13 protein-coding genes are annotated in these 12,737 nt (G+C 48.8%); 1 reads left to right on the forward strand and 12 read right to left on the reverse strand.

Annotated features, from left to right (window positions below):
* Positions 1-227: 227 nt before the first annotated feature.
* From H6F94_RS08955 to H6F94_RS08990, 8 genes are all read right to left on the reverse strand, one after another.
* The gene (locus H6F94_RS08955; RefSeq protein WP_190801895.1) at positions 228-1,166 is read right to left on the reverse strand and encodes an SDR family oxidoreductase; all 939 of its coding nucleotides are present in this window, start codon (positions 1,164-1,166) and stop codon (positions 228-230) included.
* Positions 1,167-1,175: 9 nt separating this feature from the next.
* Positions 1,176-1,637: a YybH family protein gene (locus H6F94_RS08960; protein WP_190801896.1), complete on the reverse strand. Its 462-nt coding sequence runs from the start codon at positions 1,635-1,637 to the stop codon at positions 1,176-1,178.
* Positions 1,638-1,668: 31 nt separating this feature from the next.
* On the reverse strand, positions 1,669-2,526 hold the full coding sequence (locus H6F94_RS08965; RefSeq protein ID WP_190801897.1) for an oxidoreductase: 858 nt from the start codon (positions 2,524-2,526) through the stop codon (positions 1,669-1,671).
* Positions 2,527-2,616: 90 nt separating this feature from the next.
* Positions 2,617-3,429, reverse strand: coding sequence for an alpha/beta fold hydrolase (locus tag H6F94_RS08970; RefSeq protein WP_190801898.1), 813 nt, complete (start codon positions 3,427-3,429; stop codon positions 2,617-2,619).
* A gap of 141 nt (positions 3,430-3,570) precedes the next feature.
* Positions 3,571-4,431 carry a helix-turn-helix domain-containing protein gene (locus H6F94_RS08975; protein WP_190801899.1) on the reverse strand — a complete coding sequence of 287 codons (861 nt, stop codon included), beginning with the start codon at positions 4,429-4,431 and terminating at the stop codon, positions 3,571-3,573.
* A 139-nt stretch (positions 4,432-4,570) separates the two neighbouring features.
* A complete protein-coding gene (locus tag H6F94_RS08980) occupies positions 4,571-4,891 on the reverse strand; it encodes a hypothetical protein (RefSeq protein ID WP_190801900.1) in 321 nt (106 codons plus the stop codon).
* A 141-nt stretch (positions 4,892-5,032) separates the two neighbouring features.
* Positions 5,033-5,914, reverse strand: coding sequence for an SDR family oxidoreductase (locus tag H6F94_RS08985; RefSeq protein WP_190801901.1), 882 nt, complete (start codon positions 5,912-5,914; stop codon positions 5,033-5,035).
* Positions 5,915-5,938: 24 nt separating this feature from the next.
* Positions 5,939-7,483 (reverse strand): MFS transporter, encoded by a 1,545-nt coding sequence (locus tag H6F94_RS08990; RefSeq protein WP_190801902.1) that lies wholly within the window; start codon positions 7,481-7,483, stop codon positions 5,939-5,941.
* A gap of 103 nt (positions 7,484-7,586) precedes the next feature.
* On the opposite strand from H6F94_RS08990, the gene H6F94_RS08995 reads away from it, so the two are divergent.
* Entirely contained in the window at positions 7,587-8,510 is a 924-nt protein-coding gene (locus tag H6F94_RS08995) for a LysR family transcriptional regulator (protein WP_199320306.1), read from the forward strand.
* 715 nt (positions 8,511-9,225) lie between these two features.
* Here the strand turns inward: H6F94_RS08995 and H6F94_RS09000 are convergent.
* The 4 genes from H6F94_RS09000 to H6F94_RS09015 all read right to left on the reverse strand — a co-directional run bounded on the left by H6F94_RS09000 (position 9,226) and on the right by H6F94_RS09015 (position 12,698).
* The gene (locus H6F94_RS09000; RefSeq protein WP_190801903.1) at positions 9,226-9,603 is read right to left on the reverse strand and encodes a hypothetical protein; all 378 of its coding nucleotides are present in this window, start codon (positions 9,601-9,603) and stop codon (positions 9,226-9,228) included.
* Between the two features lie 705 nt (positions 9,604-10,308).
* Entirely contained in the window at positions 10,309-10,641 is a 333-nt protein-coding gene (locus H6F94_RS09005; RefSeq protein WP_190801935.1) for a pentapeptide repeat-containing protein, read from the reverse strand.
* A gap of 1,388 nt (positions 10,642-12,029) precedes the next feature.
* Positions 12,030-12,395, reverse strand: a complete 366-nt coding sequence (locus H6F94_RS09010) for a hypothetical protein (protein ID WP_190801904.1) — start codon at positions 12,393-12,395, stop codon at positions 12,030-12,032.
* A 129-nt stretch (positions 12,396-12,524) separates the two neighbouring features.
* Positions 12,525-12,698 (reverse strand): hypothetical protein, encoded by a 174-nt coding sequence (locus H6F94_RS09015; protein WP_190801905.1) that lies wholly within the window; start codon positions 12,696-12,698, stop codon positions 12,525-12,527.
* Between the last annotated feature and the right edge of the window lie 39 nt (positions 12,699-12,737).

Genomic DNA, 12,737 nt, shown 5'->3' on the forward strand with positions numbered 1-12,737 from the left:
GGTTTCATAGGAAATAAAGTGAATCATTGAAGCTAGATGGAATGCTGAAGTACTATTGCTAAACACAACACAACATTGACAGGTCGTCCTTTAATAGTTCTGTGCCAGAATCAGTTATTGAATTAGAATTTGACTAACAGTTAAATCAGATCTCCACCATCAATTATGGTGTCGCTTCTATGGATGAATGACAAATCATTTGCGTTAAGCCACATACCTCACTGATATTAAATATCGGCAGTTTGTCCTCCATCAATAAAGAACGAGGCACCTGTCGAGAATGAGCATTCGTCTGAAGCTAGCCACAGCACCATCGCCGACGTCTCTTCTACCCGTCCGATCCGCTGAAGCGGGACGTCGCGACGGACTCCCTCCGCCTTCTGTTGAGGGTCGTTGTTTGTGAACCGATCTACCTGTGCCGTATCGATGTAAGCAGGTACCAATGCATTGACGCGAATACCCCGTCCAGCAAGCGCGAGCGCAGCCGACTTCGTAAGCCCGATTATCGCGTGCTTGCTCGTTACATAAGGGGTGACAATACCGCCTGTGTTCGCGCCATAGCCGCCGACTGATGATGTGTTGATAATGACGCCGCTGCCTTGGCTAGCCATTACTGGAGCCTCTCGGAGAAGGCAGTGGTACATTCCTCGTACATTTGTATTCATCACAACATCATAGTTCTCCAACGTATCATCAAGGAGTGAGACAATCTGCCCCTCATACCCCGCATTGTTAAATGCGATGTCAATACGTCCTTCGTAGAGGTCGAGGATACGATCGAAAAAGGCATTCACTTGATCTGGCTGTGTAACATCAGTTTGGATGTACGTTGCCTCACCGCCCTCGCTGCGGATGAGATTCTCTACCTCACGACCGAGGTTCTCGCGCCGCCCATTAAATACAACACGTGCTCCTTCTCTAGCAAACGCGATCGCTGCTGCACGTCCCATACCAGAGGTTGCTCCCGTAATTAAGACAACTTTGCCTTGAAAGCGATTACCGATCCGGGTTGGTTGTGCTGATGTGTCTGGAGTATTAGGGCTTGTGCTTTGAGCATTAGCGATACTATTTCCTGCTGTGGCGATCGCTGCAACACCTGTCAGTGCCCCTCCACCCAATTGAATGAAGCGACGGCGAGAATTGTTTTGTAATAGCTTATTGAACATTTGTTTCTCCTACTGAAGTGGGGGTTCATAGGGAACTGATGAATGCTCATGGACAATTAACCATGCTCCATCCCGTTGCTCCCAAAGAATGGTCATCCGTCCTTCACGCTCATCAACAGTTCCATCTTTAGCACGGGCTGTAATGCGCCAATTAAAACCAGTCCACGCCAGGTTGCCGCGACGCTGCGCCCAGATATCCCAGGGAATCCATTCCAGTGATGCTAAGTTGGGATAGACATTTGTGAGCAAGCCCACTTTCAAGTTTTCCCAACCTTGATGTCCGTCTCTTGGTAAACCGTTATCGTAATAAATGATGTCTGGATCAGGAGCATAGAAACGCCCAGCTTGCTCAAAATCAGGCTCACCTGTGCGGGTACTCCACGAGGCGCAGTAATCCTGCACCAGTTGTTTAAATACAGCCAAATCATTACCAGCAAGCATAGTAATGGGTTCGTAAGAGGTACTTGTCATAGAATGTGATGTTGGTGAAACTTCAGGAAATTTAGTGAGTCATCTGTGTAGAAAAAGCAGTATTGACTGTAGTTTGCTCCCAAGCATCCAGCTCTTGAGCAACCGATCGCAGCTTGCCGCGAATTCGTTCTAGAGCATCTGCCCCCAACACTAGACGCTGAGGGGGATTTTCTACATTGACGACCTTCATCATGGCTGCTGCTGCCAGGGCTGGATCGCCTGCCTGGTTACCACCCTCTTGATCCATCCAATCCCGGGTTTGACCGCTGGACTTAGCATAGGCATCAATTACTCGCTCTGAGCGAACCATCGATCGCCCTGCCCAATCAGTGCGGAAAGAGCCCGGTTCAACAATCGTGATACGAATGTTAAATGGTGCAACTTCCAGAGCGAGTGCTTCAGAAATTCCTTCTAAAGCGAACTTTGTGCCGTTGTAGATACCAAAGCCTGCATACCCAGTAAAACCGCCCACCGAAGAGATGTTGAGGATATGTCCCGAGCTCTGTTCTCGCATCACAGGCAATACGGCTTGGATCATCCACAAAGCACCAAAAAGGTTGGTTTCAAATTGGGTGCGAGCTTCTGCTTCGCTTGCTTCCTCAATACTGCCTAACAATCCATATCCAGCATTGTTAACTAGCACGTCAATACGTCCAAAGGTATTGATAGCTGTATGAATTGCGCTTTCAACTTCCTGGCGATCGGTAACATCCAAACGAATCGCTTTAGCAGTATCTGGGTATTGCTGCGCTAAATCATCCAGTTGTTCAGGTTTACGTGCTGTCGCAATCACGCGATCGCCCTTTTCAAGCACAGCTTCAGTGAGCGATCGTCCAAATCCACTAGAGCTACCCGTGATTAACCAAACCTTTGTGTTGTTGCTAGCCATGTTTGATCTCCTGTTGAGTAATGAAACTGAACATCAAAGTACTCACTGCAAAAGTCTTTGGAAGCTTAGATTAGGATGGACGGTAAAACCTCAAGACAGCAGGAATTGTAATAGGGCTGCACTCAGTGCCTCTGGTTGTTCGACATGCGGTAAGTGACCACAGCGATCGATGAGTGTGAGTTGAGAGTGGGGAAGCTGATGAGAAAGACGTTCACTCCAGGCAGGTGAAGTAAACTGATCGTTTTGCCCGTGGATAAATAGCGTTGGAATGGTGAGGTCAGAGAGGCGATCGCCTAATTTATCCTCATCTCGACCAATGGATTGAATTAGCTGCTGTTTAGTATAGCCGTCATTTATAAGCATCTGCTGGGTAAATCGTTGATCAATTGCGTGTTCAGTCACAAAATTACAATTGTTGTAAAACAGAGATTGCAGTAATTGTTGAGCGTGTTCACGAACTGATGGAGGTTGTAATGCGATGAGTGATGATTGCTCTAACATCGTTGAACTCAAATGAGCATTCACGAAAGCAAGGTGATTGACTTGATCCGAATACTGCAATGTAAAAGCAGCCGCGACCCATCCCCCAATTCCTGCCCCAACCAAGGAAACTTCTCGAATTCCTAATACTTGACAAAATCCATCTAGGAAATCAACCAGCGTTTTAATTCGATAATTGAGTAGAGGTTTGGTGGAATAGCCAAAGCCAATTTGATCCAGCGCAATCACATAAAAATGGGTTGATAATTCCTCCATGACAAGATGCCACTGATACGCTGTTTCGACCAACCCATGCAGCAAGATGACCAATGGTCCCTCACCTGCTTCCAAATAGTGCAGCTCTGTACCATACACCAGGGCATAGTTTTCTGCGATCGCAGGATGCAGTTTTGAAGAAACCATTGCCGTACTCCTGAACGTTAAACTGCCAAAGCAGTATGGGCGGAGTATAAGACACTCCTGATGGAGAAGTCTTGTAAATTTACGATCGTCGTTGTAAATTCTGGCGATTTCTTGTATTCTTGAATAAGTTTTGAGAGGTAATTAGAGGCGATCGCGATACTGTTGCGGTGTCAGCGTTGTGTGTTTGCGAAACGTATGGGTGAAATGGCTCTGATCATAAAAGCCCAACTGCTGACCTACTTCAGCAATTGAGAACTGTGGATTGGATAGGAGTTTTCTAGCTTGTTCAATTCGGCATTTCATTACATACTGATGCGGAGGCATTCCAGTGCTTTGCTTAAACCGCTTACCAAAGTGATGCGGGCTCATATTCGCGACTTTGGCTAACTCAGCTAACTTTATTTCTTGTTCAAAATGGCTTTTAATGTAATCTATCACTTGCCTTAACTTAACTTGCGGCAATCCTTCAGGTGTGTTGGAATCGCGAACAGTAATAGCGCAATGCTGGCGTAACAAATGAACTGCTAACACGTTTTGCAGCGATTCAACATAGAGCTTGTTGAATGGAGTACCGCTATTTAGCTCTGTCATAAATGCCAGTGCAAGTTGCTCTAAAAAGGGATCACGGATTGCAAACCGATCAATCAACTCAATCTGCTGAGGCGGCTGTTCAAAACTCTCGATAGCCACTTGTTCTAAATGTGATGGCGGCAGATAAAGTTCTAACAGCTCAACCTCCTCATCCCAGAGCCATTCAGGTGCTTGCTGAGCAGGCACGAACGTGAATCCGCCTGGGTAGGAGGGGCTTCTTAGCCATTTGCCATCATTAAGTCGCCGTTCTAAATGATCGGCGTTAGCAATGTGAAAGATGAGGCAGTGCTTTGGAATGCCAGGATAAGCGACGCGATCGGGAGGCGGAGGACTCACATCTTGACACGCACGAAATCCATTCCATATCAGCTCTATAGGTTTATCAATCGGTTGTTTCAACGATGAAGACATACATTTCTCTCAAACTTTTAATTCGAGGTCACATACTCTTTGTACAGTTCTTCACTCGTTTTCTCTCAATTCTTTCACCTGAGCAAGAGTTTGGGTTGAATAATCTTGTCAATTCTACCAAAGCAGAATTTTCACAGGACTAAGCAGGCAGCTTCTGCTGATTTCTTTCTAGAAGCGTTATCAGCACGGGTGACAGAGACACCTTCGCGTCCGTGCAGGCTCTCAATTGCTGACCGTAAGGCTTGTCCGCATTGATGCACCGGAATTTTTCCAACGGCCCCTCCGGTCCTGCCGCCGTACGTCTCAGGCAATTGCTCCCGGCAGGTAACCCGTGAGCCTCCGGGTAATCGACACTGGCTGCTATCGCCACATAGTGGCTGAGGTTTACGAGGGCTCGCAATCGGTCAACCTCCAGATGGTGACAGACGCCATGCCGCTTCTTATCGCCAGTATCTAACACGATTTAGAGTTCCGCGCAACAATTGCCTACTATTTCGCAACTTCTCTAGTCAAAGATGCACTATGAAGTAGCTCCGGCAAGTAACTTTAAAGGCACGGGGAAACGTTCGTGTTGAATTTCAGCCTTCACATCACAGCAGCATTAATACGCCAGCTCGTTTTTATGTTGCTGGGCAAATTCTTGCCAAGTTATTGGTTTCTGTCCTGTAATTGCCTCAAAGTTATCAAAGGTTGCGTCCGCATTAGGAATTGCACCTGAAGAGTTAAGTTTGAACTGAGTGTAAATACAGGTCATATAGGCTGGATCTGCCCCTGCGGCAAGAGCGTTTTCCAAAAACTCTTCAGGTGGACGCGCCTCAGCGTAAAATGGCTGGCCGACAACCTCAGTTAAAAGTTCAGCCACTTCATTGAAGGTTTTCGCGTCATAGCCTAATGGAATGATCTGACCGGCATATTTCTCTGGCTCTTGTAGTGTATGGGCTGCGACCAAGGCAAGGTCTTGACAATCAATCCAACTCCACCGGGCATTACCGACATGATGACGAATCACATTGCCTTCTAACCAGCGATAACCTGGACCTGTCACATTCTGCATGAAGGCTTCTGGACGCAAGTGAGTATAGCTAAATCCCTGCTGTTCAATGTATGCTTCAACAAATTGATGCCAGCCCCAGTGAGCAACTTCATTCGTTGCTGCACCTGAAGCACCAATATGAACAATATGTTGAACTCCAGCTTGTTTAGCAGCATCCACAAAGCGTTTACTCTGGCGCATCATATCTACGCTGTAGCCTGACAAAAGGAGGGCACGATTGACCCCTTCCAAGCCAACCTTAAGGGTTTCGGGCTGGTCCAAATCCAACACCACAGTTTCAATGCCTTGAGCATGGAAGTGTTTCGCTTTTTCTGGCGATCGCACGGCTGCGAGCACCCGATTATCTCCGGCGGATTTAAGTTGCCGAACGGTTTCACCGCCTACTTTGCCCGTTGCCCCGAGAACGAGAATAACTGGTTGACTACTCATAGTTCTTTTCCTCTCTGAATATTATCAATTTTTCTGCAATGCTGCTGTTGGTCTGACCAGGATGAGCACCAGAGCCGCTGCAATAAAGCAAATCACTGCTAGAACAGCTAGGGTTGCCTGTAATCCGGCAGTGTAGGTTCCAATTGCAGCATTGAGAAATGCTGTTTGCTCCGTGAGCGGCACGAGTGCAACTGCACCTGAAATATCGCCTCGCGCGACTTGATTTGCCACCTCAGACATGGGAACCCCCACCGCACCTAGCTTGGGATCGACAAGCTGCGGCAGCACGATTTGTATAACGCTGATCAGAATTGCCCCGGCTCCTGCAAACCCAACGGCATCTCCTACCAATCGCATTGTGTTGAACATACCTGTTGCCATGCCGCTACGTTCAGAGGGGGCCATGCTCACAGCTACGTTATCCATAATGCCATTGACAATGCCCGCCCCAATACCAACGACCACCAGACAGCCTACAAATGCTTTCCAGTCGGTTGAGCCTGCGACAAGACGCATCCAAAGCCCGCCCAAACCAATGCAGATAAACCCAGTTGCTAATAGTTTTCGGGGCTGCACGCGCAACGACAGTTGGGCGCTAAGAGGTGGCAGAAAGAACACCGGAAAATTCATGGGAAGCATGACTAATCCGGCTTGCCAAGGGGCATAGCCTGCAATGCCTTGAAAGTAAAGCGGTAGGTAAACCAATAGAGCAACATAGCCGAACCCCAGGGTGATTGGCAAAATTAACATCCCAACAAAGACCGGATTACGAAATAGCTCCAGGTCGAACATGGCTCGTTGTTGCCTGCGTTCGGCAACAACGAATAAACCAATAAAGATCAAAAATCCAGCGAGTGATCCTTGGACAACTGGATGAGCCCACTCTAAATGTGGACCTTCAAGCAGCGCCAAGATTAGTAAGAACAGGCTGGTCGTGAAGGTGAACAGCCCTGACCAATCTACATAGGAAGCATCTGGGTTTCTTGATTCTCGCATCCGAGGTACTGCCAACCACAGGATGGCAAATCCAACTGGAATATTGATCAGAAATGTCCACCGCCAACCCAAAGTGCTGGTCAGCACGCCACCCAGGACTGGACCTAGAACCAAACCAATGCCAAACGAACTCCCTAGCATTCCAAAAGCAGGCGGACGCAGATCGTCGCGAAACTCGTTTGCTAAAACTGCCGTGGCGCCACTGAAGAGAAACGTGGCCCCAATTCCTTGGACTGCCCGAAATAGAGCCAGCATCAAGGCGCTCTTGGCAAAGGCGCAAAGCAACGAGAGCACGACAAAAATAATCATGCCAACACGGAACATGCGACGGCGACCCACGAGGTCTGCGAGCCCTCCACCTGCCAATAAGAACGCTCCAAACGTCAAATTGTAGGCGTTGATCACCCATTCGAGTTGGGCAAAGTTTGCCTTGAGTTCTTGTCCAATGCTCTCAAGCGCAACGCCAATAATCGGGATGTCGAGTGGCAGTATGGCACAGGCAAGACAGACCCCAATCAGGGTTGCTCGATGATAGACCGACCAGATCGAGTCTTGAGGATGCGAAACTGCCATATTGTGTGTCTGAAACAATACCAGAACCATAACGGCTGCATGAAGTGCAATAAAGGCGCTACGATGCAAATCACTAATGCATGAGACGCAAAAGTAAACCACAATGGCTGGCATTGAGCAGATTGGCGACCTCGTGATGTTCGTGCAGGCAGCGCAGCAGCTCAGTTTCTCAGTAGCAGCACGCCAGTTGGGATTATCCCCGTCCTCAGTCAGCAGAGCAGTACAACGGTTAGAGGAGCGACTGAAGGCGCGGCTTTTCAATCGTTCCACTCGCAGTATTGCTCTCACTGAGGATGGGTCAGTGTTTTACGACTACTGTCGGCAAATTCTAAGTGACTTAGAAGAAGCAGAACTAGTGCTTAGCCAATCTCGCTCGCATCCTAGAGGCACGCTCAGAATTGGTCTTACGGTTGCTCTAGGACGGCTGTACATTACTCCGGCACTCCCTCACTTTACCGCTCAATATCCTGATCTCAACTTGGATATAACCTTGGGCGATCGTCGAGCTGATTTAATTGAAGAAGGGATTGATGCCGTTGTTCGAGTCGGTCATACCCCTGACAGCCGTTTGGTGATTCGTCCCTTGGCAATAGCTCGCTTTTTTGTCTGTGCGACACCAGCCTATTTAGCGCGTCATGGAGAGCCGCAGACGCTGGCAGACCTACAGCACCACAATTGTTTGAATTTAGTGCTGCCTCAAACCGGTCGAGTGCGCGATTGGGTATTCCAGCACAAGGGTCAGGAATTACATTTGGCAGTTGACGGAAATTTTCGCTGTGATCATGCAGAGGCATTGCTAGAAGCGGCGCTCGCGCATGCAGGACTGATCCAGCTCTATAATTTTCTAGTCAATCCAGCCATCATTCGAGGTGAACTCAAACCTGTACTCGAATCTTATACTGTTCCAGGGTTTCCAATCTCTGTGCTTTATCCTCACAAACGTCATTTGTCTGCTAAAGTTCATGTCTTTGTTGAGTTTATGACCGAGTTGATGGAGGGACTAAAGCGCGATCGGATAGTGGAGTGAGTTGTAGCCATCACCCCAATTTGGTGCTGCAGTAAAACGTATCCAGTTGGTTTGTTGAGCTACGCTATGTATCACTCAAAGGAACTGAACATTCACTACCGCATTTGATATCATCAACTCAATTTCGGGTGGCTTAGGTGTCTCACAACGCCCTGCCATCAACGTCTATTGCCACTCCAGTTGTAAAGCGATTGGAGAGCAAATATAGGTGGGTTTCCGCAATGTCTTCAGGCATCCTAACTCTACCTACCATCAACTTTTGCCCAGAGGCTTTATACATCTTAAGTCGTTCTGCTTCAGAGAAGTTGTTCCACACATCAGTTTTCACCAACCGGGTCTGACGACATTGACTCTAATAGGAGCTAATTCAAGCACTAATATCCCTCTTCTGTCACTTTGGGAAAGTTTCATGAATTTACGTTGTTTCAGCCCTTGATTCATCAAGGTTTCACTCCAGTTTGACAGAAGAGGGATATTTCACAACTTCTCTAATATTCGTTGGTATTGCCCTTATCCTCGCTTGAATAGGGAATTGAGGTGGATCATGTTCGACCTTTAACTTTTAGGTTGGTGATGAGATGGATAAAGTTGTTGACTCCCTCCAGCGTTCCCGACCATACAAGAAAGCCCCTGCCTGGTAGACGGGGGCTTATATGTCTGAGGAAATCGTCAAAGTCGTGGCAGTAGCGCGGCGCTGGCGATTACCTGTTGATGCTTAGGCTTGTTGAATCAGACCTGTGTAGTACCCGTTGTCTTCAGGACTCGCTGAAGCTGTCAGCAGGTGGTCGCGGACTTGGGTCGGGATGGCAGCCGTCTCAAACCGTTCACGTATTTTGTCGGGAATTGCGGCTTGCAGGTTGCGCACATCGTACTGGCTGTCGGACGGGCCGATCACGCCAGCCGAGGCAGTCAGCAGGCGGTCCCGCAGTTGTTGGGGAATCTCAGCCGTCAGCATGTGGTCGCGGACTTGGGTTGGGATGGCAGCAGTTTCAAAGCGCTCCCGAATTTTTTCGGGAATGGCCGCTTGAGCAGCAGAAGCTAGACCAAGGGTGAAGAGGGTGGCTAGAGCGGCGTTGCGAAGAGTGCTTTTCATGTTCTTTACCTCAGACTGTTTGGACTCGAACTCTCTATGTCCTTAATGTAAGCCCTAACAGTTCGTATGTCAACAGTCTGGACAAAGGATTTTTGAGAGGGGCTAGAAACCCCTTGCCCAAGCCGCTCGTTTTTGCTGTTCGCTACCGGGTTTGCTAGAGCTGCTCTCTCTAGATTCGAAATCGCTTCGCTAGCGGGTCGCTCCCAAGGATTAACTCCTGCATTGCACAGGTCAAGACCTCAGCAAAAGGTTCGGAGCCAATGCCTCTAGCCCTGCGAGCGGAGCGGAGCACCCGTAGGGCACGGCCTTGACTCGGCCTGAAGACCTTGAACTGATTCCCAATAAAAAGCTCCTGAGACGTTTTGGGGCATTGGAACTGGCTCCAGTCGCAAGGCGATTAAGGATTGGTTTACAGCTAATAGCAACGGGTTGATGACTATCACGAGCGCAACGGGCTTACTGGCTCTAGGCGCAAAGGCAGGAGGCTTGGGGAATGAAGAGACCTTGATGCCATACTGGTTTTTCAGTATTTTCACAATGTTCTCTTGCACCCAGCTCACACGGCTGAGCTTTTCTTTTAGGTCTTACCCTAGCTGCCCTACCAGGCCCCACTAGTAGCCCTCAAGACCCAGGAGACCAAAGCATTCCAAGTGCTTGCACACCGCTCAGCTTCACTCGCCACTGCTGTCCCAGCTTCCGCTCAGGTCACCTTTTAACAGGTATATCTGCCGTTTCACCTGGGAAGTCCTGAAAAATTGCTCCCCGTTCTTGTAGCGCAGTTTTGTCCGTATCGGTTAGACCATCGTTGTTACCAAATACAGTAAGCTCTACCACTGAAGTCTTAAGCTTGACTCCTCTAAGGCTAGCTTCGATCAGGTCAGCTTCACTGAGGTCAGCCTCGCTAAGGGTGGCTCTCCTGAGATCAGCCTCGCTGAGGTTAGCCTCGATAAGGTTGGCTTCGCTGAGGTTAGCTGACCTGAGGTCAACTCCAACAAGGTCCGCTCCCCTGAGGTTGATTCCGCTGAGGTTGATTCTAATGCCCTGCCTCTCAGACCGCTCAGCTAAAAATACTAGGGGAGCAGCTAGAAAGGCTCAAAAGCAAGAAGATGCGGCTTCGCTTAATTCCAGATGCTAAGAAGCCGAGGCTTGCAGTAATCGACATCGACAGCATAAGCGTCGAAGCTGCCTAAGATGACCGAGGAGGAATTTCAGGCATGGAGAGAAAGGATTTCCGAATGGCACTCAATCCTTGACATGCAATACTGGCGATTTACATAGGCTTGAAGATGATAGATACAGCAAGCTATTCTGAGGAAGAGAGAGCTAGAGTCCAGGGCGACTTCTTAGAGCTAATGCAGCTCACAGCAAAACACTAGGGATTGAAATCCCAGAAGTGTAGGATTGTCTGTACCTAGCTTATAATCTCCTGCCGGAGGTTTTTATCTTCTTAAACCCAGTTTGCAAGACTAGGTTTTTCTCATGAAGCAGTTTGCGGATATGCTTAGGTCATTAATATTAGATGTCTGACATCCATAGCGTGTAAGCAATTAGAAGTCTAGGCATGCCATTGTTTTTCGTGAAATCAAGGAAGCTATCCTCTTCACTAGAGCCGTCGCTTATTGTAATCAGCACTGCTGCGTAGTTGTGCTTCACGGCAAAGAAACCAGGCCTTCCTTCAATGCCTTTTGATAAGACAATAAGCTTTGGGCACTCGTCCCTAGATAGACAAAACCCTCTAGCGCTAGCCAATTCATTAGGCTAGCAAAATTATGCTGGGTTGCAATCAAGCTAGCAAGGTCATCCAAAGTAGTCATATTGATTACTTGTAAAGCGCAACTTTGCAGTTTAGCGACTTTGGTCCCCGCTGCCTGCTAGTTTGCCGCTGGTCCTGCCCAACTTTATGAGCTGGGCTTTTCCTTAGCTAGAGGCGGTAGCTGGAAAGGCGCAAGTATATTCCTGTGGGTAGTGCCTACCCACATCTACAGAGTCAAAAGTCATACGACGATGAATGTAGGAGGAGATGTTTTGGGAAAGTGGGCGATCCCACTCCCAGGGGAAGAGAAAACAGGAGATTACGTCACAGTCTATTTCTTCAAAGGCAGATGGAATCCAATACTGTATTGCCCACTAGCTCAAGGCATTGAGTTGAGCAGGCAGGCCTTGGCAAAGGGAATCGAAATTCTCGTTTTCCCTTCGAGGTTGGACCCCAATAGTTGTCCCTCTCGGACCAGTTCCTAACAAAAAGCTCCCCGCAGTGCCTCGGGGAGCTGAACTGGTCGTTTTTGTGCCAAATGGCCCCCTCCAGGATTCCCCTCGAGCTGGGCTTTTCCAACAAGAAAGCCCCTGCCATGAGGCGGGGGCTTAGATGTCTGAGGAAATCGTCAAAGTCGTGGGACAGCGCGGCGCTGGCGATTACCTGTTGAGGCTTACGCGGTCAGCATGTGGGTTTCTACTTGGGCGGGAATCGCAGCTGTCTCAAACCGCTCACGGATTTTGTCGGGAATTGCGGCTTGCAGGTTGCGCACGTCGTACTGAGCGTCAGAGGGGCCAATCACACCAGCCGAGGCAGTCAGCAGGCGGTCCCGCAGTTGTTGGGGAATCTCAGCCGTCAGCATGTGGTCCCGGACTTGCTGAGGAATCTCAGCGGTCAACATGTGGTCCCGCACTTGGGTTGGGATGGCAGCAGTTTCAAAGCGCTCCCGAATTTTTTCGGGGATAGCAGCTTGAGCAGCAGAAGCTAAACCGAGGGTGAAGAGGGTGACTAGAGCAGCGTTGCGAAGAGTGCTTTTCATTTCCTTTGCCTCAGACTGTTTGGATTCGAACTCTCGATGTCCTTAATGTAAACCCTTATTGTTTGTGTGTCAACAGTCTGAATCAGAGAATTTTCGACAAGCTTTGACCAGGTCCTAATAAGCAAGGCCCTAAGGGGATTGATTCGCTGCTGGTTTTGCAACCAGATCCCGCTCAGCCGTGCTTAATCGGTAAGCGAGCTGTAGGGCAACTGTAGGCTGGGATGGGTCGGTCGGACCCCAACCTTCCCAAATGCCCTCCCAAGCTGCAGGCGCAGAGTTCTTGGCTCCCCCTGTAGCTCTCATCTATATTGCTTGTGGCTCTGACGCAGTTGCTCACTGTCA

This window comes from Leptolyngbya sp. FACHB-261 (genome assembly GCF_014696065.1).
Classification (GTDB): Bacteria; Cyanobacteriota; Cyanobacteriia; order FACHB-261; family FACHB-261; genus FACHB-261.